27 protein-coding genes are annotated in these 26176 nt (G+C 23.0%); 9 read left to right on the forward strand and 18 right to left on the reverse strand.

What is annotated here, in order from left to right; all coding sequences use genetic code 4:
• Positions 1-297: 297 nt before the first annotated feature.
• Genes leuS through EXC65_RS03010 form a run of 3 tightly spaced genes read right to left on the reverse strand, consistent with a single transcriptional unit; the run spans position 298 to position 5500 of the window.
• Positions 298-2709, reverse strand: coding sequence for a leucine--tRNA ligase (gene leuS, locus EXC65_RS03000; RefSeq protein WP_129720014.1), 2412 nt, complete (start codon positions 2707-2709; stop codon positions 298-300).
• 44 nt (positions 2710-2753) lie between these two features.
• Complete coding sequence (gene thiI / locus EXC65_RS03005) at positions 2754-3893, reverse strand: tRNA uracil 4-sulfurtransferase ThiI (protein WP_129720015.1); 1140 nt, start codon at positions 3891-3893, stop codon at positions 2754-2756.
• A complete protein-coding gene (locus EXC65_RS03010) occupies positions 3893-5500 on the reverse strand; it encodes a hypothetical protein (protein WP_165001341.1) in 1608 nt (535 codons plus the stop codon). The genes thiI and EXC65_RS03010 overlap by 1 nt, the downstream gene beginning before the upstream one ends.
• A gap of 237 nt (positions 5501-5737) precedes the next feature.
• Here EXC65_RS03010 and rpsD point away from each other — a divergent pair, with 237 nt between their 5' ends.
• The gene (rpsD, locus tag EXC65_RS03015; RefSeq protein ID WP_129720017.1) at positions 5738-6328 is read left to right on the forward strand and encodes a 30S ribosomal protein S4; all 591 of its coding nucleotides are present in this window, start codon (positions 5738-5740) and stop codon (positions 6326-6328) included.
• Positions 6329-6381: 53 nt separating this feature from the next.
• Here rpsD and EXC65_RS03020 read toward each other — a convergent pair whose 3' ends face one another.
• Genes EXC65_RS03020 through EXC65_RS03030 form a run of 3 tightly spaced genes read right to left on the reverse strand, consistent with a single transcriptional unit; the run spans position 6382 to position 9200 of the window.
• Positions 6382-6717 (reverse strand): thioredoxin family protein, encoded by a 336-nt coding sequence (locus EXC65_RS03020; protein ID WP_197724531.1) that lies wholly within the window; start codon positions 6715-6717, stop codon positions 6382-6384.
• Positions 6710-7540, reverse strand: a complete 831-nt coding sequence (locus tag EXC65_RS03025; protein ID WP_129720018.1) for a hypothetical protein — start codon at positions 7538-7540, stop codon at positions 6710-6712. Before EXC65_RS03025 ends, EXC65_RS03020 begins: the two co-directional genes overlap by 8 nt.
• The gene (locus EXC65_RS03030; RefSeq protein ID WP_129720019.1) at positions 7530-9200 is read right to left on the reverse strand and encodes a ribonuclease J; all 1671 of its coding nucleotides are present in this window, start codon (positions 9198-9200) and stop codon (positions 7530-7532) included. The genes EXC65_RS03025 and EXC65_RS03030 overlap by 11 nt, the downstream gene beginning before the upstream one ends.
• A 199-nt stretch (positions 9201-9399) precedes the next feature.
• Here EXC65_RS03030 and EXC65_RS03035 point away from each other — a divergent pair, with 199 nt between their 5' ends.
• From EXC65_RS03035 to ychF, 6 genes are all read left to right on the forward strand, one after another.
• Positions 9400-10689, forward strand: coding sequence for a hypothetical protein (locus tag EXC65_RS03035; protein WP_129720020.1), 1290 nt, complete (start codon positions 9400-9402; stop codon positions 10687-10689).
• A gap of 85 nt (positions 10690-10774) precedes the next feature.
• Positions 10775-11272, forward strand: coding sequence for a redoxin domain-containing protein (locus EXC65_RS03040; RefSeq protein ID WP_129720021.1), 498 nt, complete (start codon positions 10775-10777; stop codon positions 11270-11272).
• Between the two features lie 187 nt (positions 11273-11459).
• The gene (locus EXC65_RS03045; RefSeq protein ID WP_232018834.1) at positions 11460-11891 is read left to right on the forward strand and encodes a 30S ribosomal protein S6; all 432 of its coding nucleotides are present in this window, start codon (positions 11460-11462) and stop codon (positions 11889-11891) included.
• Positions 11892-11910: 19 nt separating this feature from the next.
• Complete coding sequence (locus tag EXC65_RS03050; RefSeq protein WP_129720022.1) at positions 11911-12408, forward strand: single-stranded DNA-binding protein; 498 nt, start codon at positions 11911-11913, stop codon at positions 12406-12408.
• Between the two features lie 20 nt (positions 12409-12428).
• Positions 12429-12680 (forward strand): 30S ribosomal protein S18, encoded by a 252-nt coding sequence (gene rpsR / locus EXC65_RS03055; RefSeq protein WP_129720023.1) that lies wholly within the window; start codon positions 12429-12431, stop codon positions 12678-12680.
• A gap of 70 nt (positions 12681-12750) precedes the next feature.
• Complete coding sequence (gene ychF, locus EXC65_RS03060) at positions 12751-13854, forward strand: redox-regulated ATPase YchF (RefSeq protein WP_129720024.1); 1104 nt, start codon at positions 12751-12753, stop codon at positions 13852-13854.
• 47 nt (positions 13855-13901) lie between these two features.
• On the opposite strand, the gene EXC65_RS03065 is transcribed toward ychF, so the two are convergent.
• A complete protein-coding gene (locus tag EXC65_RS03065; RefSeq protein WP_129720025.1) occupies positions 13902-15188 on the reverse strand; it encodes a glucose-6-phosphate isomerase in 1287 nt (428 codons plus the stop codon).
• On the reverse strand, positions 15176-15511 hold the full coding sequence (locus EXC65_RS03070) for a S1 RNA-binding domain-containing protein (RefSeq protein WP_129720026.1): 336 nt from the start codon (positions 15509-15511) through the stop codon (positions 15176-15178). The genes EXC65_RS03065 and EXC65_RS03070 overlap by 13 nt, the downstream gene beginning before the upstream one ends.
• A 167-nt stretch (positions 15512-15678) precedes the next feature.
• On the opposite strand from EXC65_RS03070, the gene EXC65_RS03075 reads away from it, so the two are divergent.
• The gene (locus EXC65_RS03075; RefSeq protein WP_232018835.1) at positions 15679-17475 is read left to right on the forward strand and encodes a ribonuclease J; all 1797 of its coding nucleotides are present in this window, start codon (positions 15679-15681) and stop codon (positions 17473-17475) included.
• A gap of 122 nt (positions 17476-17597) precedes the next feature.
• On the opposite strand, the gene EXC65_RS03080 is transcribed toward EXC65_RS03075, so the two are convergent.
• The 10 genes from EXC65_RS03080 to dnaA form a co-directional block, all read right to left on the reverse strand.
• Complete coding sequence (locus EXC65_RS03080) at positions 17598-18098, reverse strand: NINE protein (RefSeq protein ID WP_129720027.1); 501 nt, start codon at positions 18096-18098, stop codon at positions 17598-17600.
• Positions 18091-18483, reverse strand: a complete 393-nt coding sequence (locus tag EXC65_RS03085; protein ID WP_129720028.1) for a DUF4231 domain-containing protein — start codon at positions 18481-18483, stop codon at positions 18091-18093. Before EXC65_RS03085 ends, EXC65_RS03080 begins: the two co-directional genes overlap by 8 nt.
• The gene (locus EXC65_RS03090) at positions 18476-18961 is read right to left on the reverse strand and encodes a DUF4231 domain-containing protein (protein ID WP_129720029.1); all 486 of its coding nucleotides are present in this window, start codon (positions 18959-18961) and stop codon (positions 18476-18478) included. The genes EXC65_RS03085 and EXC65_RS03090 overlap by 8 nt, the downstream gene beginning before the upstream one ends.
• Before the next feature lies 1 nt (position 18962).
• A complete protein-coding gene (locus EXC65_RS03095; RefSeq protein WP_129720030.1) occupies positions 18963-19448 on the reverse strand; it encodes a hypothetical protein in 486 nt (161 codons plus the stop codon).
• A gap of 12 nt (positions 19449-19460) precedes the next feature.
• Positions 19461-20408, reverse strand: a complete 948-nt coding sequence (locus EXC65_RS03100; protein WP_232018836.1) for a TMEM164 family acyltransferase — start codon at positions 20406-20408, stop codon at positions 19461-19463.
• 155 nt (positions 20409-20563) lie between these two features.
• Positions 20564-20995, reverse strand: coding sequence for a 23S rRNA (pseudouridine(1915)-N(3))-methyltransferase RlmH (locus tag EXC65_RS03105; protein ID WP_129720032.1), 432 nt, complete (start codon positions 20993-20995; stop codon positions 20564-20566).
• Between the two features lies 1 nt (position 20996).
• Positions 20997-22820, reverse strand: a complete 1824-nt coding sequence (mnmG, locus tag EXC65_RS03110) for a tRNA uridine-5-carboxymethylaminomethyl(34) synthesis enzyme MnmG (protein WP_129720033.1) — start codon at positions 22818-22820, stop codon at positions 20997-20999.
• A gap of 68 nt (positions 22821-22888) precedes the next feature.
• Positions 22889-23101 (reverse strand): RNA-binding S4 domain-containing protein, encoded by a 213-nt coding sequence (locus EXC65_RS03115; protein ID WP_129720034.1) that lies wholly within the window; start codon positions 23099-23101, stop codon positions 22889-22891.
• 1 nt (position 23102) lies between these two features.
• Entirely contained in the window at positions 23103-24221 is a 1119-nt protein-coding gene (locus EXC65_RS03120; protein WP_129720035.1) for a DNA polymerase III subunit beta family protein, read from the reverse strand.
• Between the two features lie 113 nt (positions 24222-24334).
• On the reverse strand, positions 24335-25729 hold the full coding sequence (gene dnaA, locus EXC65_RS03125; protein WP_165001342.1) for a chromosomal replication initiator protein DnaA: 1395 nt from the start codon (positions 25727-25729) through the stop codon (positions 24335-24337).
• Between the two features lie 302 nt (positions 25730-26031).
• Between dnaA and rpmH the strand changes: the two genes are divergently transcribed.
• Positions 26032-26175, forward strand: coding sequence for a 50S ribosomal protein L34 (gene rpmH / locus EXC65_RS03130; RefSeq protein WP_129720037.1), 144 nt, complete (start codon positions 26032-26034; stop codon positions 26173-26175).
• The last annotated feature ends 1 nt before the right edge of the window (position 26176 follow it).

Here is a 26176-nt window from a genome sequence, read left to right on the forward strand (position 1 = left end):
ATCTAAATAATCACTTATTTTTTTAAAAAATAAAAATTCGAATCATTAATTGCATGAATAACATTATTATTAGGAAAAGCAAAGCATGTTTTAAATTTTGTTCCTAATTAAATATTATATACAATAAATTCAAATTTTTGATTTTTATGTAAATGTGGCTTAATTTTAATTATAAATATTGTTTTTTTAATACTTTTTAAAACTTTGAAAGGAAAATTTCATAACTTTTCTTAAATATTTTGAAAAAAGAATCATTTATTGCTTTAAAATCAGTAAACTTTTAAAGTTTTCATCACTTTAATTATTCAAAATAATAATTTTGTCTTCAACATAATGTTCTTTTTTAATAGGCTTATCTTTTAAATGTTTTTGAACATTTGTAATGTTTTTTGCTTTTTGAATTAATTGTTCAGCTGTATCTTTTTCTTCTTTTTCAACAAATCCTCTAATTTTTCCATTAACTTGAACAGGGATTTGAATTTTTTCCAAAATAATTAATTCATCATTATATTTTGGTCATTTGTGGTATTTAATTTGTTTAGAATTGATTATTTCTAATAATTCCTCTGATATGTGAGGTGCGAAAGTAGATAACATAATCAAAAAATCTTCAATAGGTTTTAATGAAGGTATTTTTTCCACTTTATATAGTGCATTTATAAATACCATAAATTTACTAATTGCAATATTAAATTTTAATTTTTCAATAGCTTCTGTGGTATCTTTAATTGTGTTTTGTCAAATAGAAATAAACTCTTTATCTTCAAAATTAGCATCCAATAATTGAGCGTTTTTGGCAAATTTTGTAATTATAACTCAAACACGATCTAGTCATTTTCTGATGCTTCTAATAGTTTTTGTGCTTCATTCTTTCGTATCAACTAAAGGCCCCATAAACATTTCATAAAGTCTCAATGTATCTGCACCAAGTTCTTCAACTATATCATCAGGGTTTATTACATTGCCCCTACTTTTGGACATTTTTTGACCATCAGGACCTAAAATCATTCCTTGATTTACTATTTTCATAAATGGCTCATTATGTGGGACAATTTTTTTATCATATAAAAATTTTTGTCAAAATCTTGAATACAATAAATGACCTACAGCATGCTCTTGACCACCAATATAAAGATCTACAGGCATTCATTTTTTAAATCTTTCAAATGCTTCTGCTGAATTTAATTCTAAGTAAGTTCCATCATCATTTTTTAATATATATGCTAAAAAATATCATGAACTACCAGCTGATTGTGGCATTGTATTTGTTTCTCTTCTGTATTTTTTACCATTTTTTTCAAAAATTAATCAATCTTTTTTGTTTGCTAATGGTGATTCACCTGTTTTAGAAGGTTCAATGTCCTCAATAAAAGGTAATTCAACTAATTTTTCCTCAAGATAAATATTATTATTTTCATCGAAATAAACAGGGAAAGGTTCTCCTCAATATCTTTGTCTTGAAAAAATTCAATCTCTTAATTTGTAACTAATTTTTTTAATAGCTAAATTTAATTTATTTAGAAAAATAAATACTTTTTCTGTTGCTTCTTGTTGATTCAAATTATCAAAATTTATTGTATTAAAAAGAACTTTTTCACCATTATTAACTTTGTAGATATCAATAACTTTTAAATTAAATAATTTTGCAAAATCATTATCTCTTTCATCTTCGGAGGGAACGCCCATAATAGCTCCAGTTCCATAAGATTTAAATACATAATCACAAATATAAATTGGTATTCTATTATTATTTATTGGGTTTATTGCGTAATAACCAGTAAAAAAACCATCTTTGTTTTTTTGATTAGTGTTTTGAAATTTTTCATTAACTGAATTTTTGATTTGTTCTATTTTTTTAGCAAATTTAGAATTTTTGATTTTGATTTTATCTGCAAATTCATGGTCATGTGCCAATCCTAAAAATGTAACACCAAAAATTGTATCAATTCTAGTTGTAAAAACATCTATTATTTCGTTTAAATTTTCTATTTTAAATTTAACAACATAACCGTTAGACTTACCAATTCAATTTTTTTGAAGAATTTTTAAAGATTCTGGATAATTTACTTCATCCAAATCTTTAATTAATCTATCTGCATATTCAGTGATTTTTAAAACTCATTGAAACATTGGTTTTTTAACAACAGGAAAAGACCCTCTTTCACTGACTTTATTTCCTTTTGAATCAGTTAAAACTTCTTCATTTGCTAAAACTGTTCCTAATTCTTCACATCAATTTACATCTATTTTTTTAATTTCTGCTAAATTATTTTTATATAATTCTTTAAAAATTCATTGTGTTCACTTGTAATAATTTGGATCTGTAGTGTTTATTTCTTTAGCTCAATCATATGAGAAACCAAGTGACTTCAACTGTTTTTTAAATAGTTCTATATTATTATTTGTGAAAGTAGCTGGATGATTTTTGGTATTAAGCGCATATTGTTCAGCTGGTAGTCCAAAAGCATCTCAACCAATCGGATGTAAAACATCAAAATCATTTAATCTTTTGTATCTTGCTACTATATCTGATGCTGTATAACCTTCAGGATGTCCAACATGAAGTCCTGAAGCTGAAGGGTATGGAAACATATCTAACACATAATATTTTTTATTTTTATCATTTGTTGTTTTAAAAGCATTAGTTTTATCTCAAATTTTTTGTCATTTTTGTTCAACATTTTTATGGTCAAATTGATTTTTAAACATAATTTGAATTATATATGAAATATAGTTTATTTATTAAACAAAAATTAATTACTAAAATTTTTCTTGACCATTTTGTTTATCAAAAGATTTTTTTCCATTTGAATTAAGTTATCTAATTCATTTTCAAGTTCTAATGCTTTTTCAATTGTAGGTTTTATAATTGGATTTTTAGGAGCGAATAGTTCACAAGTTTCATTAGCTTTTATTATTGATAAATTATATGTATTGATTTTTTCACCAATTTTAATAATTTCATTTTTATCAAAAGTTAAAAGCGGTCTAAAAATAGGTATGTCTGTTACAGCGGAAATTACATAAATAGATTCCATTGTTTGAGAAGCAACTTGAGCTAAATTTTCACCATTTGAAATTGATTGATATTTATATTTTTTAGCCAAAAATGTTGCTATTCTATAAAAACTTCTTCTCATTAAAGTTATTTTGTATGATTGATCTGAAACAAGGGAAATATAATTCATTACATCTGTGTAATTAATTTGATAGAGTTTTGTACTAGTTTGATATTGATTTAAAATTTCAACTATTTTATCTAATTTTTGAACTGTTTTTTCATCTGTTGTAGGTGGTGTTATAAATGAAAGTAAATCTATTTTTACACCTCTTTTCATTAACTGAAAAGCAGCAACAGGTGAATCAATACCTCCAGAAATTAAATGTAAACTTTTTCCTGTTATACCTACAGGTAAACCACCTAATCCTTGAATATTTTTAGAAAAAATATAGGTATTATTTTTTCTAATTTCAATATTTATATTTTGATCATATTTTTTTAAAGAAACTTTTAAATTTGGTTTATGCTGCAAAATAGCTTTTGCAATAATATGTGTTAATTCTTCAGATGAATATTCAAAACCTTTTCAATTTCTTCTTATAGATAAACGGAAAGTTTTTGTAAAATCATCAATTTCAGACAAAACAGTTTTTATAATATCATCTAATGAATTTTTTGATGTTTTAACTGGAGAATAGGATGATAAACCAAAAATATAATTTAACTTATCAATATTATTTGTGTTATATTTCAAAAACATTCTATCATATTCAATTAAAGGTTCTTCTTTTATTATATTAATAATATTTTGTTTTAGACAATTGACAAATTGTTTACGATTATTTTTTTTTAAAACTAATTCGCCATATCTCAAAAGTATTTGATCATACATTATTTAACTCCTTTTGTAGTTTGTTCATAAATTACATTAATACCTTTTTCATAATGACCTGTGCTTTTATAATTTTCAGCGTTTTTTATCAATATGTGTAATTTATTTTGCGCGTTTCTATAATTACTTGTTTGAGAAATTATTTTATCTAAAATAACTTTATGTGTATATTTATTAAAAATATTTTGAAATTTATAAATTTCTTTAAAGAAAAAAATTATTTTTCTAATTTTGTTTTTTTGATCTTTTTCATTTAAAACATCTCTAACATTTTTTTTCAATAAATTGATTTGTTCAAGTTCATTATTTGTGAAAATAACTTCTTTTTCTGTTGTTTGATAAATAAAATTGTTTACTATTTCTTTCAAAAAGAAAAATTGTTTTTCTAGATCTGCTTGCTTATTTTTAAATACAAATAAATTTTCAGTTACCATCTTGTTTTTAATTTCTTTTTTACCATTTTCAATTATTTTTAAAACTTTTTTTAAATCATTTAATTGCCTATAAAATGTTTTATTTTTTTCCAATTTGTAATTTAAATACAATGATTCAAAATAATTGATAATTTCTTGAAAATAATCTTTATATTTAGGTTTTGCAAACTCTAATTGAATTTTTGTAACATCAATAAAATTTTTTATTATTTTTTTAAATTCTTCTTGATGTGCTTCTAGAAAATTTTTAATATTTTGTTCTTTATAAATATTTTCTTTAATTTCTTCAAGTGTTTTTATTGCTGTTATTATTTCTTCTTGAGCAAGATCAAACTCTTCTATTTTATATGCATCAACTATGTCTTGTTTTTTTTCATTAAATCATATTTCAATTTTTTCAAAAGCAAAAAAACTTTCTAAATTTAAAATATCTTTTTTTTGAAAATACAATTTCTTAACTTCTTCAAAATAAAGCGGTAAATATTTATTTATATGCAATCAAAAAAAGGGAGAAAAATTTAAAATATCAATTAATTTTTCAATTAATTTTTTATGATTTGTTAAAAAAGTTAAAATCTCACTCCTTTTTTCTAAATCTTGAACATCTTTTCTTATTTTTCTAATATTTAAATTTATTTTTTTAAAAATAGAATAAATTTTTTCTTTATCTTTTTCATATAAATAAATGTTTTTTTCAAAAAATTTTCTTAAAGGCCCTAAATTTTTATTTAACAAAGATAATTTTTCTAAATTTTCATTGTTATCTAAAATTTTTGAAAATTTTTTTTCTATTTCATTAACAATGATTTTTGATTGTTTATCTAATGTGCTTAATCTTTTGTCCACTTTTTTTATTAACTGTTTTTTTAATTTAACTTTTTCAACTTCATTTAGCACTGTTTCTTCTTTTTTTTGAATTATTTTTCATTTTGCTTCTAAATTTTTAATCTCATCATTTTTAATTGAATTTTTTTTGTAGTGTTCTTTTATTTTTTGAATTAATTCAATCAAAATTTGGTTTGTTGAAAATAAAGAGTGATTTTTTAAATTTTGCTTGTTTTTTATTAATGTATTTGTGTGTCTTATAACTAATGTTTTATACATTAAAAAAAACAACCCACCTAAAATAAATATAAAAAGAATTAAAAACAAAATTAAAGTTATCTGATTCATTATTACCGCCTTGAACTTTTACTTAATTATTTTAACATTTTATTATAAAAAATGCTTTAGTTATTTAGAAAATAAGGTAAAATTTAAAATGCATTAACACAGCTGAGTAACATATTTTAAAAAATTTAAATTTGCAATAAAGTTGAGAGTAAACTTGCTGGATGTCGAAATCATTAAATTTAAATAAATTATTATAGAGTTGCTCCCTTTTTTGTTAAATGCAGAAAGAGGTAAGACATGGCAAGATATACAGGCCCAATTTTCAAAAAATCAAAAAAACTAAATTTTTCAATTTTAGAATCAGGAAAAGAATTCGCAAAAAATACAAGAGCATCAGCAGATCAAGTTAAAAGAAGAGCAAAAATTTCAGATTATGGTCAACATCTACAAGAAAAACAAAAAGTTCGTTTTATGTACGGTGTAAATGAAAGGCAATTTAAAAACACATTTTTTAAAGCTTCAAAAAGAAAAGGTGTTGTTGGTACAAACTTTTTACAAATGTTAGAAACTAGATTAGATAATTTAGTTTATAGAGCAGGTTTTGCACTAACAAGAAGACAAGCAAGACAACTTGTTAATCACAACCATTTTTTAGTTAATGGTAAAAAAGCAAATATTCCTTCAATGCAAATTTCTGTTGGAAGTGTGATTGAATTAAAAGAAAAATCAAGAAAAAATGTACAAATTCTAGAATCCTTGGAAAAAAGAGTGAAAGCTGAATGAATGGAATACAAAGATTTTACATCTACTCTTAAAAGATTGCCTGAAAGATCTGAATTAAATCAAGAAATTAACGAAACATTTATAGTTGAGTTTTACAACAAATAATTTTGATATTTTTATGTTAAAAAAAACAAGCGATTTTTGGCTTGTTTTTTTTATTAATTTAAAACTTTTTCAATTTCTTTAATCAAAATAGAATCATGAATATATTCAAATTTTTTAAAGATAATTTCGCCATTTTTTAAAATAATGTGTGTTGGCACTCTCAACACTTCAAATCTTGTGTTTGCTTTTCTAAACAAACCAGATTCTTCTGCATCAACTCTAATCATCTTAACATTTTTATTGTTTTCAAAATGATTGGCTACTTTTTCAATAATGGGCTTCATCATTATACAGTCACCACATCAATCAACTGCGAATTCTAAGTAAACAACACCATTTTCAATTTCTTTTTGAGCATCTGCTCATTTCATATGGATTAATTTAGACATTATCAAAAGGATCTTCAAAAGGTAAAGTTAATGATAAATCGGTTTTTGTTTTTGTTTGATTTTCTTCTGTATCTAAAAGTGAAATTTCAGTTTCATTTTCAACTGTATCAAAATTAAATTCATTTGTTTCATCATCAATTTTAATTTCATCATTAATTTTAGTTGTTACATTTTTATCTATAAATCATTTTTCAGATCCTTTATCCTCCTTTTGTTTTTTATTAAAAAAATTATATTTCATAATAAAAGTTTTTTTAAAAATTAAAACAAATAAAATAGTATTTTTTCATTTTATATTGAAAAAAATTGAAAAAAACAGTAAAAGAAATGGTATTAATATTGCTCCTATTGAACTAGAAATAGTTTTAATAATGCAATAAATAAAAATATTAAAAAAACCATAATGATTATGACTTGGAAAAAAAGCATTTTTTTCAAATGAATAATCATGTCATCATTGCTTAAAATCATTTGGTCAAAAAGAAAAGCCAACTTTTAAATTATTTCAATCTTTTTTTAAAATAAAAATTGCTAAAAATGTAATAAAAATATTTAAAAAAGACAAAAATCAAATACTTATTTTTAAATTTTTTATTTTTAAAATATTAAAATTAAAAATTTTTTTAATGCTATACAAAATAAAAATTATTAAATAACTTCAAGCGAAATAACCTAAATATAAGCCAAAAGTATATGAAAATAAAGATGACAATATTGGTATTTCAACAAATGAAATAGAAAAAAGAAAAATATGAATAAATAATAAAAAAACTCACAAAAGTTTAAAATTAATTTTTTTGAATTTGTTAAATTTAAATTTCATAAAACACCACTACAACCATTGGTTCTTTTTCATAAAGTTTGTACATTTTTTTTCTTACCATTTTTTTTAGTTTATCTTGTATATCTTTTAAATTAATTTTTTTATTATTTAAAAATAGCTGATATCCTAATGAAGAAATAATTTCATAAGCTTCATTTTTTGTTTCACTTGTAATTATTCCTGATGTTGTAATTTTTAATTCACTTTTTAGTTGTTTTGTTTTGTAATCTATTAGTCCTGTTATTGCTATAACCCCTTCTCTTGCGAGGGTTTCTCTTTCATTTATAACTTCAGTAGAAATATCACCCATTCCAAAACCATCAATAATAACTTCCCCAACTTCCTTAATTGATTTTTTTGTAGAATACAATTTTCCATCTATAAATGTTGCTATTTTTCCATTTTGCAAGATAATTAAATTACTTCTATTCATTCCTGCTGTTGCTGCAATTTGCGAAGTAACAACTAAATATCTATATAACCCTTGTAAAGGAATAAAAAATTTAGGTTTAAGATGTTTTACAATTGTATAAATATCTTTTCTAGCAGGTCTTGCTTTGTAATGTTCATTTTCTGTAACATCTGTTATTAAAGGTGTGATTCTTGCTATTTCATCCAAAATAAGCGCATATAAAACTTCCAAACCATTAATTGGTGGAGCAACCATTATTACATTATCCGTTTTTCTTAATTTTAAATAAATATCATTTCCTTCAGTTATTCTTAGAAACCTTTTATAAAGTCTTTCGTTTGTAGAAGTTACTAAAACCACTGCATTATTTACTTTATCAATGTCTTTATAATCTATAAATTTAGGCATCTCTACATATTCAGAATTAATTCTTATTTTTTTGACTAATTCAATTAATTTTGAATATGTCCGTCCATAAATAGCTAGTGGCCTATCATATTTAATAGCTAAATTTAAAACTTCATGTAAACTAGCCATTTCCTCATCAAGAGCCCCAACAATTATTCTAGAATCAGGTTTACCATTAAAAAAAACAGTTTCAATTATTGGGGTTATAAAAATTTTATCTATAGCATTTCCAACAGCATTTCCTATTGCATTACCAGATACCATTAGTAGTGAATGTAATCCTTTTGGTGAAGTTATATTTTGCTTTATTTTTTTAAGATCTGTTGTTCCATAAACACCTAAAGATCCTAAAACAAAGTTTAATAAAACCAAAATGTGACCATCTTCAGTTTCAAAATTTCATCCATATGTCCCAACCATTGATCCAGCTAATGAAATAGCAGATACAGAAACATTGTCACCAAAATCTATCTTGCTACTTCCAACAGAAATTACTTCAAAACTTAGTTCATCAATTTTGTATTTTGAAATTCTATCTAAAATTAAAAATTTTGTAAAAGATGAACAATAAATTTTTAATTTTTTAATTTTCATTAATAATCATGGTAAAGCAGAAAACGATTCATTTTTTGCATCAGTGATAAAAACACCTTTAATTCTTTTTTTGTTTTTTTCTAAATAATTAAAATTAGGTATTAATGTATCTACACCATTGGTTGAATTTATAGGGATTTTAGAACCTGCATTAATCAAAAAAATAGAATCATCAATTTCTATTACATAAGAATTTTTTCCATTTTCATCTAAACCACCGAGCGCGAATATATTAATTTTAGCCATTTCTTCCTTTCTTCTGTTTGTTTTATTGTATTATTATTTGTAAAAAATAAAAGTTTAATATTTATTATATTAATTTTAAATTTTACCAAAAAACAATAATAAAAAATTCTTTTTTTAAAGTAAAATAAAATATCTAAAAAAAATTAATAAATTTAAGTTATTATTATTTTATAAAATACTAAAAAAAATAAAGGAAAAAATGGATAAAAAATTTTTTTTAAACAAGCAAGGACCTTTAATAATTGTAGATGAAACAAATGTAAAAAAATTTTTTAAAAATAAAAATTTATCAAAAATTTTGTTTTTTCTTGACAGTTATTTTTTAAAAGATAATTCAAAAATTTTAATTATTTGTGATGAAAAAACATGAGACAATAATTTTTTAAACATTATTTCAGAAGGTTTAAATACTTTAAATAAAAAAATCGCAATTCATAATTTAGAAAAAAAATTTTCCAAATGATTTTCATATTATATTTTTAAAAAAACTCAGTTCAAATATCTTTTTCTTTTTTATTTTGAAAATAATAAATTTTTTTTCGAAATTTTTGATAATGATTTAAAACATATTTTTTTTAAAAAAGAATTGATTGATAATCTTGTAATTTATGAAAATCAAATTTCAAATAGAAATTTTTATAAATTAAAAAATAAAAATTTTGCTTTTGATATGCTTGTTACTATTTATGATTTATTTTTTGTGAGAAAAAATGATGATAAATTGTTGAATGTTAATTTTATTAATGATGATGATTTTATTAATTATTGTCAAAAATTATTGTCATTATTAATGGACATTAATTTTTCAATTGGAACTAAAAAATTTTTTTCAAAACAAAAAACAGATTTAAAAATTTATTTAGAAAAAAATAATGATTTAGCTAGTTTTTATTATAAAAAAAAGAATCATTTTTTAAAAATTACTTTTAGCGAAGTTTTGGTAATAATTCATCATTTTTTAAATAAGGAATCAACCAATAATTCTTTTGTAATAAATAATAATTTTGACAAAATGTTAAATATAGAAACAAATAATAATGGTAATAATATTTTAAAAATTAATTTTTTGGGACAATTGGTTTTCGAAAATATTGATGACAAAATTAAAAATAATCCTTTAATTCCAATATTATTGGTTATTTCATTTTTAAATTATAAAAAAACACAATTCCAAAATTTTGAAAAAATTAAAGAATTATTACAAAAATTTTATAGTTATAAAAATATTGATATTTTAGAATGAAACAAAAAAATTAATATTAAGGAATTTGTAAATTTTTTTATTTCAAAAAAATATAAAGTAGTTAAAATAAAAAAAGAAAATAATGAATATTGAAATCTTGTTTTCACACTCCAAAACAAAAAAAATCATGTTATAAAATTTTTTACAAATACAAAAATTCAAAAAAATAAAATACTTTTTGAAATGGATACAAAGCAAAAGAAATTAAATTTAATTTTAAAGGCTTTAAAAAAATATACTATTTAATTTTAATTTAACATAAATTTATTTGAAATAATATATAATTTATTAACATAGTTAGATATTCAAAATATTAGAAACAAGGAGAGAAATGCAAGTAAAATTTAAAGATGATTTTTTTAAATTGTATGGTAAAACTGTCGAAAAGGGACAAGAAGTTAGTTTTAGTGTAACTGATGTTTTTTTTAATGATGTAGAATTAAAAAACTTTAACAAATTAACAGTTATATCTGTTTTCCCAGCTTTAAATACATCTGTTTGCGATGAACAAACAGTTGGTATTTCAAATTTAGCAAAGAAATATCCTGAAGTTAATTTTATTTCAATTAGTTTAAATCTTCCACCTACAATTTCAGAATGAAAAACTAAAAACCAAATTCACAATATTGAAATTTATTCTGATTATAAAAATAGAGAGTTTGGTAAAAAATTTGGTTTTTTAATTGAAGATGTTTTCTTATTGAATAGAGGTTATTTATTAGTAGACAAAAATTCAAAAATTATAGAATTTTCATATATGACTGATATTCATGAGCAAATTGATTTTAAAACACTTGAAAATCAAATTAAAAATCATTTAGATAAATAATTGTTTTAAAAAAATAGGTAAATTTTTGCCTATTTTTTTATTAAAAAAATAAAAATAATGTATAATACAAAAGAGTATTTTAAATAATGTGTTAAACATTATTTTTTTTATGAAATATTTTAATAATTAACTTATATACTCCTTGGTCTTTTAATAAAAAAGGCCCTGATGACCGAAAGGAGCCAAGATGGCAAAATCAAAATACGAAATTATGTTGTTACTATCACCTAACGAAGATATATCAGTTGTAAAAAAAATAGCTGATAGTGTTTTTGGCAAAGGTGTAGAATCTATTGAAAAACTAGAAGACAACAAATTAAGATATGAAATTAACAATTCTAAAACAGCTACTCGTGTATTAATAAAAGTAGAAGCTGAAAGAAAAGATATCTCTGAATTTACAAGAAAATCAAATATTCAAAAAACAATTTGAAGAACATTGGTTATTAATTTAGACACAGAAAAAGGTTTGAATAAAAAACCTAAACAAGTGGTTGACAAAAGAAAAAACAGAAACTTTGAAAATAAATTTACAAAACAAAATAACCCAAATTTTAAAGTTAAAAAAGAAAATTTTGTTAAAAAAACAGAGGAAACAAAACTAGAAACAAAAAAATAAGGGGTATAAATAAAATATTATGAACAAGGTTATAATAGTTGGAAGAATTTCAAATGATTTAAAATCAACATTAACAAAAAGTAATATTCCATATTTGAGATTTTCTGTTGCTGTGCAAAGAAGATATAAAAATTCTCAAGGAAATGAAATTGTTGATTATGTACCTATTGTTTCTTGAAATAAAACTGCGTTATATTTAGAAAAAAATGCTACTAAAGGGGTTAGAGTTTTAGTTGAGGGTTCATTTGTTTCTAATTCATTCACAAATTCACAAGGTCAAAGAGTTGTTACAAATGAAGTAAATGCTGAAAATGTTTATATTTTAGAAACTATTAAAGACGTCGAAAACAAAAGAATGAATAGAAATATTCAAAATCTAACATCAGATGAAACAAATAACAAAAAACCTACATTTTATTCTGAAGAAATAACAAACGAAACTTTTGAAATTAAAAATCAAAACGATTCATCTGATATTGATGATTTTTCATGAGATGATGTTGATAATATTTATTAATTTTACAGAAAGAAGGAAATATGAAAAAACGTTTTAAACCTTTAAAAAAATATAAAAAAAGAGTATGTAATTTTTGCTCAGAATCTGTTTTATATATTGATTATAAAAATGTTCCTGTTATTGAAAAATATGTTTCACAACACGGAAAAATTCAACCATCTAGATTGACAGGTACATGTTCAAAACACCAAAGAATGCTAGGTAATGCTATCAAAAGAGCAAGACATGTTGCATTATTACCGTTCGTACTTGACAGAGTTAGAAAACAATAATTTTTAAAATAAAAAATCTTAGATTTTTCTAAGTTTTTTTATTACTATTTTTTTATAAAAAGGAGGACTAATGTCTTTAAAAGCTGGTATTGTTGGTTTACCTAATGTTGGTAAATCTACACTTTTTTCTGCTTTAACTTCTATTGAAGTTGAATCTGCAAATTATGCTTTTACTACGATAGAACCTAATATTTCTGTTGTTTCATTAAAAGATAAAAGATTGAGTAAAATTAATGAATTTGTTAAAGCTGAAAAAATTATTCCTACAACTTTTACTTTTGTTGACATAGCAGGTCTTGTAAAAGGAGCTTCAAAAGGTGAAGGTTTGGGTAATAAATTTTTATCCAATATTCGTGAAGTAGATGCTATTATTCATGTTGTTCGTTGTTTTGAGAATGATGATATAGTTCATGTTGAAAATAAAATCAACCCTGTAGAAGATGCAAGGTTAATAAATTTAGAATTACTTTTTGCTGATTTACAGGTTATAGAAAATGTTATAAAAAGAGTAGAAAAAAAAGCACTAAACACTAATGATAAAGTAGTAAAACAAGAATATGAAGTTGCAAAAAAGTTACAAAATGCTTTTAATAATAATATTTTTGCACGTAATATAGAGTTATCAGAAGATGAACTAAAAATTATTAAAGGTTATCAATTATTAACTTTAAAACCTATGATATATGTTGCTAATATTTCACAAAAAGATTTAGAAAACATAGAAAAAAGTCATTATTTTACACAAATGAAGGAATTTGCAAAAAAAGAGAATGCTTTTTTATTACCTATTTCTGTTGTTTTAGAATATGAAATTAGTAAGCTTGACGACGAAGAAAAAGATATTTTTTTACAAGAATATAATTTGGAATATTCAGGTTTAGAATTACTAACTCGTGAAGCTTTTAAAATTTTAAATCTTAAAACTTTTTTTACAGCAGGCGTTAAAGAAGTTAGAGCTTGAACATTTACTAAAAACATGAATGCCTCAGAATGCGCTAGTGTTATTCATAGTGATTTTGAAAAAAAATTCATTAAAGCTGAAGTTATTTCATACAATGATTATATTGAAAATCAAGGCGAAAAAAAATCAAAAGAAAATGGTAAAATGCGTCTAGAGGGTAAAAATTATTTGATGGAAGATGGTGATATTTGTTATTTTAGAGTGGGGAAATAAAGCTATTAAAAACCCAGTGTTTAACTGGGTTTTTAATATATAAAAAATTATTTTTTATTTAGGATTTTTTTCATATTAGATTTATACACCTCAACACCTGGTTGATTAAATGGATTTACACCTAATAAATATGCTGAAATAGCACAAGCTCTTTCGAAAAACATAACTAATCAACCAAAAGTTTTTTCTTTATTATCTTTCAATAACAAATGAATATTAGGTACTTGTCCAACATTTGTGTGTGCATCTTGTGTAGCTGTAAAAGCTATATTATTAATTTTGTGTAAAGTTAAACCTGTGAGGTAATTTAAGTTGTCTAAATTTTCTTCATCATCAAACATGAGTAAATCTTTTTCTGGTGTTTGTATAGTCATAACAGTTTCGAAAAAGATTTTACTTCCTTCTTGAATAAATTGACCTAATGAGTGTAAATCTGTTGAAAAAATAGCTGATGCTGGGAAAAGTCCTTTTTGATTTTTTCCTTCACTTTCACCAAAAAGTTGTTTTCATCACTCATTAAAATACATCATGTTTGGTTCATAAGAAATCAAAAGTTCTACTTGATATTTTTTATATAAAATATATCTAGCAACAGCATATTTATATGCATCATTTTCTTTTAATGAATTTTTTTCATACAATTTATTAGCCTCTTTAGCACCTTGAATAATTTTATCAACATCAATACCTGCACAAATAAGTGGAAAAAAACCAACAGGTGATAAAACACTAAACCTTCCACCAATGTTATCTAAAATTACAAATTTTTGATAACCTTTAGTTCTTGCCATTTCAAATAATTGACCTCTATTTGCATCAGTTGTGACAAAAATATAATCATTTGCTTTTTCTTTTCCAATTTTATGTTCTAAAAAAGATTTAAAAAATTTAAATGCTATTGCTGGTTCAATTGTAGTACCTGACTTAGAAATAACATTAATTGCAAATTTTTTATTTTTTACATAATTTAGTAGTTGTGATAATTGCATCGAACTTAAAGATGTACCTGCAAAAATTATTTCCATTTTTCTTTCAGTACCTGGATAATTCCCTTGTATAAAATCTAATGCTGCTTTAGATCCTAAATAAGATCCACCTATTCCTATAACAACCAAAACCTCAACGTTTTCTTTGTGAAGTTTATTTGCTATTTTTTTCATTTGTTTTAATTCTGCCAAGTTTATATTTTCTGTTAAATCTTTTCAACCTAAAAAATCAGAACCAATAGCAGTTAAATTATTCATAGAATTATTTATTTCAGTAACTTTATCTTGTAATTCAAATATTTTTTCTAAATTAATTGCTTTTGATAAATCTAAATTTATTTTTTTCATTTTTTAATTTCATCCTTTGTAAATTTGAATAAATTATTAAATTGATTTTTAGTTTCAGAAATTTCACTTTTAAAAGGTTTTTTTAAATATTCAGGTCTTATTTTTTTAAAAGATAATAAAAATTTTCCTTTTTTTTCATTATAACCTAAAACATAAAACGAAATTGTATCCCCGATATTAAACATATCATTTAAATCCTCGATAAAATAATCACTAATTTCTTTTATCGAAACTGAACCTTCAAATCTATCACCAAAAGAGATTAAAAGGTTTGATTTGTTAATTTCTTTTACTTTCCCTTTTACAATTTTTCTTTTTTCCATAATTTCAAAAAATTATAACACTTTCAAAAAAATAATTAGTTTATTATTTAGTTATAAATAAAAAAATATTTTTTTTATTGCAAATTTAATATTTTTTTGTAAAATTTAAAATATTAAAATTAAGAAAAATTAATTTTATTACTTGACGATTTTAATTTAGGAGAACAATGAAAAAAATAAGTATTGTTCCAACAAAGCTTTTTGCTTTAGGAGGAATGCAAGAAATAGGAAAATCGACATTAGTTGTTGAATATAAATCAGACATTGTTATAATCGATGCTGGTATAAAATTTGCAGATTATTTTGCTTCAGGAATAAAAGGTATTGTACCTGATTATTCTTATTTAAAAGAAAATCAAAACAAAATTAAAGGAATTTTTATAACACATGGTCATGAAGACCATATAGGTGGTGTTGTTTATTTAGTGCAAGAAGTTCATATAACTAAAATTTATGCCCCAAGAATAGCTATCCAATATTTAAAAGCTAAATTTGAAGAAAGAAATATTAGATTAAAAATAGAATTTATTGAAATTAATAAAAATGATGTTCATAAATTCGATAACATAAAGGTGGATTTTTGAACCGCACAACACTCTATTCCGGATGCTTTTGGTGTTAGAGTTTCTACACCCAATGGTTCAATTATGTGTACAGGTGATTTTAGGTTTGATTATACACCGATAGGTAATTTTACTGATTTTTCAAAACTCGAAAAAATAGGTGATGAAGGATTGAGTGTGTTGCTTTCTGATTCAACTAATGCTATGAGACCTTTCCATTCACCTAGTGAAAAAGATATTTTAAAAGATATTGAAAATTATATGTTAGAAGCAAAAAGGAAGATTATAGTTACAACATTTGCTTCAAATTTAACAAGGGTTAAAGTTATTATTGAATTAGCTGCAAAACTTGGTAAAAAAGTAATTGCTTTTGGAAGATCAATGGTTAATGGTATTCAAATTGGTAGAAAAATGGGATATATCAATGCTTCAGATGAATTATTTATAAATAAAAAAAATATAAATAAATATGATGAAAATGAACTTGTTATTTTAACCACTGGTTCTCAAGGAGAACAAATGTCTGCTTTATCAAGAATGGCAATAGGTAAACACCCACAAGTAACTATTAAAAATAATGATTTAGTTATCTTTTCTTCTTCTCCAATACCTGGAAATAGAATAAAAATAGAATTATTAGTTAACAAACTTTACAAACTAGGTGCGATTATCAAAGAAAATGGTATTGATGGTTATTTACATACTTCAGGTCATGCTTATAAAGAAGAACATGAGAAAATATTTAGATTAACTAGACCTAAATATTTTGTTACTTATCACGGGGAATTTAGAATGTCAGTTGTCCATGGACAAACAGCGGTTGAAAATGGTGTTAATCCAAATAATATTATTATCCCTAGAATTGGGGAAGTTTTACATCTAGTTAAAAATAATCTATATAAAAGCAACGAAAAAATTAAAGCTGGTGTAGTTTTTGTTGATGGAAGTAACATATCTAAAATAAATTCTAATTTAATTAAAGATAGAGTTGTTCTTGGAGAAAATGGATTTGTTTATGTTGTTGTTGCTTTAGATAAAAATAAAAACATTATTGTTGGAAGACCAAGAATAATATCAAGAGGTTGTTTTTTTGTTAAAAATTCAACTGAACTTATTGAAAAAATTAAAAAAATTGTTCATGGTGCAATTTTATTCACAATTAAAAACAAAGATAATTGAACAATACCAGAATTAAAACAATTAATTAAAGATAGACTGGAACCATTTTTCTACAAAGAAAAAAGAAGAAACCCTATAATTATGTCAACGTTTTTATTTGTAGATGAACAAACCAATCCACTAAAAGATTTAGAGAACAAAAATCCAAAAGAAATTATTGATGATTTTGAGATGGATGAAGATTTAGATGAAGAAAAAAATAATGAAGATTTACATATTTAATTATAAAAAAGTATATTAACTTTTTTTATAATTAAACTTTTAAAAAAATATATTTATGTATAAAAAAATAAAAAAAATGCAAAACATAAAAGTGGTGCATTTTTTTTATTTTAAATTGATTGCTATGCAACTCAATGACATGTTTTTAATCTCTGAGACTTTATAAAAATAACACTAATTATATCTAAAATTCACATTGTGATTATAAAAACAAAAAGTATCAAAGTTACAAAGGTTAATAATATATTTGTTTTAAAATAAATTACAAAATTAACTCAATAAACAACATCTTTTATTTGTCTTATGTTTTCTCTACCAACTATATCTAACAATGCATTAGTTATACCATCAAGAGCAACTATTCCATTTGAAGAATTATTTATTTTTTCTTCTATTTCTTTTATTGTTTTATCAATTTCTGATGATTTTTCAGTAGCTATTTTTGTAGCTTCGTTTCAATTAGTTGAAAAATTATATAAAACATAAATTGCTAAAATTAAAAATAAAATCGCAAAAATAAATTTGATAGTTCCAGAAAAAAATTTTCTAAGATAAAACCTTCCAACCCCTAACCATCCAAATAAAATTGTTAAAATAATTAAAATAATTTTTTTTCTACTCATCTTTGTTTACTGAAGAAAGATATAATACCAATTCATCTTCATCTACTTTTGAAGGTGTTGTAGTTAATTTCTCAATTTTTTCGGTTAAAAAATCTATTCTTTCTTTGTTTTCATCTCTCTTTTTTGAAAATGAAAATAATGTTAATACTGAGGTTAAAAATGTCATAATTGCGGTTATAAAAGCTATAGCAACAAACAATCAAACTGTTTGAATATTTGGGTTTTTTGAAATTGCATAAGCAGATAAAAGACCATTAAATGCCGTCATTAAAATTAAAGAAACACTAACAAATAAGAAAATTCATTTAGAAATAAAGTATTTTTTTCTTATTTTAAGAATTTGTTCTTCGGTTTTTAATATAATCTCTTGTTTTGTATTATTCATGTTTGTTACCTATTATTTCTGAAATTTTGTCAAAAAATACAATATCTTTATTTTTTGCGTCTTTGTATTTTCCTTTTGAATTGTTATAAAGTATTTTTTCTAATTGGATTAATGTATTGATTTTTTCATTTCTTATTCATTTTTTTTTAACAACAAATAAAGCTACTAAGCCATTAATAATAGCTAAAGCAATACCTATTCACAATGTAAAAATTGGTCATTGGTCTATTTCAATTGGTTTTCCTTTGTTATCAATGCTTTTTTGTATAAATAATGTAGCAAAACCTTTAAATTCAGGTAATCTTGAAGATGCTAATTTAGCAGTTCCCATAAAAGCAGAAAATGTTACAAAGCAAAGTGCAAAAATACTTGTTACTCAAAAAATAGTTTGAAAAAGTTTTGATTTAAATAATGTTTTTTTTTCAATAAATCGAATAAATTGTTTTGTTGAACTAAAAATTCTACCTTTAAAATACATACTATTTACCTCCTTTAGAAATTAAGAATTTTTTAATAAGCTTTATTTTTGATTTTTCTTTTTTTGATAAATATTTTGTTACTATCTCATCATAGTGTTTATTAAATTCTGCTTCTGTGTATTCTGGATCTTCTTGAAGTTTATAACTTATGTATTGTAATTTTCTAACAGCTTTTTTATAATCTTTATATTTCATTATTTCTTTATAAACTGATAAAAACATGTTAAAAAAGAATGTTAATACAATAAAAATAGCAAGAACTATTGTTAATCCAAAAGCTCCATTTTCTTCATTATTTTTTGCCACTGAATAACGTTTGCTTTCAATAACTATAACAACAATTGCAATCGCTATTATAGTTAAGTTTAAAATGATTAAAGCATATCTAATAAAAGTATCTAAAAATCAGTACAATCTAGAAGTTTTTTCTAATTTGTTTTTTTCTTTGGTCATATAACCAATTATTTCTTCATTAAATTTATCCACATTTCCTCCTTTTTACTGTTTAATTTTATATAAATTTTTATTAAAAATAAAATTAATTTTTTTATTTTTAAAATCAAATTTAATTGCTTCAAATAATGTATAAACAAAATAAATAATACAATCTATAATAAAGATAACAGTTACTAAACCTATAATAGATTGTGGTCATTTACTTAAAGGTCCAAGTGATGTTACACCATCACGTCCTAAATACAATCAGTTAGAATTTAACATAACTTGTATTTTAGGGCTGTTAGATTTTTGACCAATAGCAAAGCAAATTCAATTTAAAAAGAAAATAAAAATTGAAAAAATAAATAAATATAAATTCCCTAATAAAAATTCTTTTAATTTTAATTTGGCTTTGTCATTAAAAACAATAGTTAAAAATATAGGCATTATTAATACATATGAATGGGTTAATATATAATCTCAAAAGAAATAATTATCAACACCTAGGTTAGTGCCTGCATTTTCATATTCAACTGTTCCTTTAATTAAAGAATTGTATTTAATGTCATCTTTTATAAAACTTTGAACAACACCAAGATTAGCGAATAAAAAAGCCGCCAATGAACCAACTATACATGGTATAGCAAAATATTTTATTAAATGTATTTTTTTTATAATCAACAAAATACTTATTAAAATTATGTAAAAACGACATAAATGTAAAGGAATTAATTCTCATTTTCAAGGATAATCAGTAGCTATCAAAATAATAATTCTAATTAAATTAAAAAAGAGAGTTATGATACCAACTAAAACAAAAACATTGTTTAAATTTAGTGTTTTAAACAAAAATTTTTTATTTGAATTTGAATTAAAATAAAGATAAATCTTTTTTTTGAAAATTCAAATAAAAAAACAAGCGATTATCGCTAATGTGAAAAATAGATAAAAAACTCAAATTGAATCAATAAAAGAAAAATTATTTTTTTTTCAATAGAAAAAGTTCATTTTTTACCTTTCTTTTTAAAAATTTATATTTTTTAATTATATACATTTAATAAAAAAATGTTATAATTTTTTTGCTATCAAAACAACAACCTTGTAACTTGGTCAGAGCAGAAATGATGCAGCCACATCAAGAAGTGTTGTGTTTGGTAGTTTTTTTATTTATGATATTTAATGTTTTTTTTGATAGTTAAAGAACGATAAATTTGCTCTATCAACATTATTCTGAATAGTTGATGTGGAAAAGTCATTTTAGAAAAACTAATTTTTTTATCAAAATATTTTTCATCAACCCCATTAGAACCACCAATAACAAATGTTAAATTACTATTATCAAAAAAATGAGAAAAACTTTCAGAATCATATTGAACACCATTCAAAGAACAAAGAAATACCAAAGAATTTTTTGGTATTTTTTCTAAAATTAATTTTGTTTCCTTTTTTATTTTGATATCAATGTTTTTATCATTTATTTCTTTTATCTGTGTTATTTTTAATTCTGCTATAAAAGTAATTTTTTTGTAAAAATTATCAAAAATTTCTCTAAATTTTTGCTCTAAATCACCTACACAAATAACTGTTATTTTCATTTTATTTTTTTCTTGTGTTTAAATAAAACATTAACATTTGTATATCAGAAGGGTTGATGCCACTTATTCTAGATGCTTGTCCAATTGTTGTGGGTTTTATTAAATTTAGTTTGTGTCTTGCTTCTGTAGCTAAATTTATTACGTCATCATAATTTATATTTTTAGGTATTTTTAAATTTTCAAGTCTTATCATTTTTTTTGCTTCATTAACTTGCTTTTTGATATAACCATCAAGTCTTGCAAAAATTGCAAGTTCATAACCAAACTCAAAGTCATTCACTATATCTTTGTAATCTACTTCTGGTCTTGATAATAATTGATACATCGATTGACCATTTTGTGCTTGATATTTTGCAGCTAAATCACTTTTAGAAGAAATAAATTGATTTTTTAATTCTTCTATTTTTTGATAAATTTTACTGTATTTTTCTTTAACATTTGTATATTCTTGCTCACTTATCATCCCCGAACTATAAGCGTATTCTAACATTCTTACATCTACATTATCATTCCTTAATAATAAACGATATTCAGCTCTTGACGTCAACATTCTATAAGGTTCTTTTGTACCTTTGGTAACTAAATCATCAATTAAAACACCTATATAACCATCACTTCTTAAAATTTCAATTGGTTCTTTGTTTTTTAAAAACTGAGCAGCATTTATCCCTGCAATAAGTCCTTGGCCAGCAGCTTCTTCATAACCACTCGTCCCGTTGATTTGTCCAGCTAAAAACAAACCTTTAATTCTTTTGGTTTCTAGTGATTTTTTTAATTCTAATGGATTTATTGCATCATATTCAATTGCATAGCCTCATTTTGCAACTTTTGCATTTTTAAGTCCAGGAATTGTCTTGATAATTTCAGCTTGTACATCTTGTGGCATCGAAGTGGATAAACCATTAACGTAAATAACATCTCCTTTGATTGTTTCTGGTTCAAAAAAAATCTGATGTCTTGGTTTATCTTGGAATCTTACAATTTTATCTTCTATTGAAGGGCAGTACCTAGGACCAACACCATCAATTAAACCTGAGTACATACTTGATTTATTCAAATTAGCCATAATTATTTTGTGAGTATCAGGTGTTGTGTATGTTAAATAACAGTGAATTTGTTTATCTAGTTTTTTCTTTGTTCTAAAACTAAAATTTAAATCATTTGCATCTAAAATTTCTTCTTCAACTTCTGAAAAATCAATTGAATTTGTTCAAATTCTTGGTGGTGTACCTGTTTTGAGTCTTAATAATTCAAAACCACTATTTTTTAAAAAATCAGAAAGCTTATTTGAAGTTGGTTGACCATCAGGACCTGATTTTGTAATCTCATCACCTCTTAATATCCTAGAGTCCATATATGTTCCTGTTGTTAAAATAACAGTGTTTGCATAAATATGTTCGTTTTTACTAGTTACAACACCTTTTACTTCATTATTTTCTAAAATCAAAGAATCAACCATAGTTTCATGTAATGTGATATTTTTATTTTGCTCAATGTTTTCTAAAATTATTTTTGAATACTTTAATTTATCAATTTGAGCTCTGATGGCTCTTACAGCATGTCCTTTTGATTCGTTTAACATTTTAATTTGAATCATAGCTTGATCAGCGAAAATCGCTTGAACACCACCTAATGCGTCAATTTCTCTTGTAATTATTCCTTTTGCAGGTCCTCCAATCGAAGGGTTGCAAGGCATAGAAGCTAGTTTTGTTTTGTCTAATGTAACTAAAAGTGATTTAAAACCTTGTTTTGCTAAAGCATAAATAGCTTCTATTCCAGCATGACCACCACCCACAACGATAGCATCAAATATTTTTTTATCCATCAAATTATCAACCTTTCTTTTTGTTTCAATAAAAATAGATTTTAACTTTAAAATTAAAATCTATTTTTTTAGTTTTCTGATTCTATTTTGAAAATTTCATCATCTATTCAAACAATGCTTCCAACATAAATTTTAGAATTTCTGCCTTCTGGTTTTTTGTTGTTGATTGTTATTTTGTGATTTAAAATAAACTCTTTTGCTTCCGCTCCTGAATCAATAATTTTAATTTTTTTTAAAAATTGACCTAATTTTATAAATTCACCATAAATTTTGATATCCATATTAAGTTGTTCCTATTAATTGTCTGTTTGTTTTGTTTGAATTAGAAATTATCAACACTCTTTTAATGACTTTATCCACCAAAATATGAATAGTACCTTCAAAAACTGAAATAGATTCTTTTAAAAACTTATGATTTAAACAAAAGTATATTTCATTTTCAGAATTAAATTCATTATTATTTGTAAAAGTAAATTTTTTAGTTTTAACTAATGTACTTCCCATCTCATCTTTGTGACCACTAATTGAAAAAATATCTTTATTAACTCTAAATTCAAGTTTGTAATTAGAATCACTAGAAATAGCTGTAGCTTTGTTGATCAAATCACTTAATTCTTTTTTATCTATTTCAATTTTGTATTTTAAATCTTCCACTTTAGGGAAAACATTAGAAATATCTTTGTAAGGAAACTCAACAACTTTAGACTGAATTAACATATTATCAATTTTGGTTTCAATTTTATGCTCATTTACATTAATTTCAATTTCCCCATCATAATTACTAGGGATAAAATCTTTCAATTTTTTAGCATAAATAGAGATATCAAACTCGCTATTTGTATTAATTTGAATAGTTTCAGTTGCAATTCTATATTTATCTGTTCCTGAAATAGTTAAATTAGAATTTTTAGCAACCAAATTCAAACAACCAAGAACGAATTCAATACTTTCTGAGTTTGTGGCAAAAATAGTATTTTTAATAGCTTTTCTAATATCTTTTGAATCTACTAAAAATCTACATCCTTCAATTGAACTAAAATCTAAAATTGGATATTCCTCAAAATTCATAATATTTAATTCAAATAAATCATCACCACTAGAGATAACTAAAAAATTATCTTTAACCTTAATTTCAATTTCACCTTGTAATTTTTTAACAACATTTTTAAATAGCAAATGGTTAACTAAAATCTCACCTAATTCATCAACTTTAATTAATTTATCAGTTTCTACAAAACTTCTTATAGTTAATTCATTATCTGTTCCTATAAAATAAAGTCCTTCGCTTGTTAATTTTAAATATACACCTCTCAAAGGGATTAAAAAATTAGCATTATTTATAGCTGAGCTAATATTTTCAATATTTTTATCTAAATCTTTTTTTAAAATAGTGAATTTCATTTTTTTCCTTTTTATTTATTTTATTTTTTATTATATTATTTTAATAAATAATATTATTATACTAGACATAAAAAAGTTAATAACTTATTTCTTAAACTACAAATAGGTATTTTTTATGTTATTTTACTGATTTTTTCTTCGATAGATAAAGCAGCGTTTTTAACCTCTGAACCTTTTTGTATTTGATTGCTTATTTTCTTATAAGAAGCAAGAATAGAAGAGTGGTTTTTACCCCCTAAATATTTACCTATTTTTTCATAGGCAAAAAAAAGTGATTTACGCATTAATCAAACCGCCATATTTCTCGCTATAACCAAATCTTTACGCCTACTTTTAGAAGTTATTTCGCTTGGTTTAACCCTATAATAGTTTGCCACACACTGGATTATACGTTCAGGAGTAATACTCTGTTTAGAGATTTTTATATCGTTGAAAATATTGTTCAAAACAATCTCTGTATACTTCATGTTAGTAACATCTTTTGAGAAAAATTTAATTTTATTTAAAGCGCCCTCTAATTCTCTTATTGATTTATAAAAATTTCTTGTTAAAAAATTCAAGGAACTTTCATCTCAATTGTTAAATTCTAATTTTTGTTTTTCAATTTTAAATTTCAATATCTTTTTTAAATCATCGTTACTTGGTTGTTTTATTTCTAAAGTAAGTCCATTTTCAAATCTTGTTATAAATCTATCTTCAAAGCCACCTAAAAACCTAGGTTTTTTATCAGCACAAATAACAATTTGTTTGTTGTTTTTTATCAACTCGTTAATAACGTTGAATAAAATTTCTAAACTTTTAGTTTTATTACCAAAAATTTGAACATCATCTACCAACAATAAATCTACATTAATCAACATATCAGCATAATTGTTTAATTTAACAGAATTTTTCTCTTGTAAACTTGTTGAAATTATGTTGATAAATTTATTAGGGTTTAGGTAATAAACTTTTTTATTTTGTTTTTTTACTTCATTACCTAATGCATTTAAAAAATGAGATTTACCTAGCCCTGAATTCGAGTGGATAAATATAGGATTATACTCAACTTGTTCTTTGTTTATGACAATTTTTGATAATTCTATAATTTCTTTGTTGAAATTAGCTTTTACAAAATTATTGAAGGTTAAATTTTCCATCAAAAAATCACCTTCATCATAAAAAAAGTTTTCTTTTTCTTCTTTTTTTAAATCATCAACAATTTTAGTAAAACTTTCTTTTGTTTTTAATGTTGTTTTTTCTTTGACAAAAACAAAGTCAACATCTTTCTCTAAAACAACATTCAATCCCTTTTTAACAACATCTTTTAAGTGTGTTTCAACAAAGTTTTCAACAAAGTTATCATCTGTTTTAAAAAAAACCATTTCTTTATCTATTTTGCAAATTTTTATTTGTGTTAAAAAAGAATCGAAAACTATTGAATCGTTTATATTTTTTTTAAACCAATTTAATAATTTTTGGTTAATATCATTTAAATTTCATTTTTTATTTTCATTAGTTATTAACATATTGTTAAAATGATAAAGCAAAAAGATTATTTTTTTAAAAAACAACATTTATTAACATTAATTATTAACATTTTTTCAACATTAAAATTCCCTATATTTAGGCAAAAAAAAAGAATAAAACAAAAAATTAATGTTAATATTTTTTAATAACAAAAAAATAATTTTTTATTTAAATTTGCAAAAAAATACTTTTTTTTGTTATACTTTAAATAATTTTAAATTAACAAAATTAAATAACTTTTATTAAAACCTAAATTAATATAAAATATTAAAAATATTTTTGAAATTTTTAAGGAGGAAAAATGAAAAGAACCTATCAACCAAACAAAAGAAAACATATTAAAACTCATGGTTTTAGAGCGAGAATGAAAACTATAGGTGGTAGAAAAGTTTTATCAGCTAGAAGAGCAAAAGGAAGAAAAAGATTAACAGTATCAGATAAATAGT

Origin of the sequence: Mesomycoplasma neurolyticum (assembly GCF_900660485.1) — a bacterium.
GTDB lineage: Bacteria > Bacillota_I > Bacilli_A > Mycoplasmatales > Metamycoplasmataceae > Mesomycoplasma_A > Mesomycoplasma_A neurolyticum.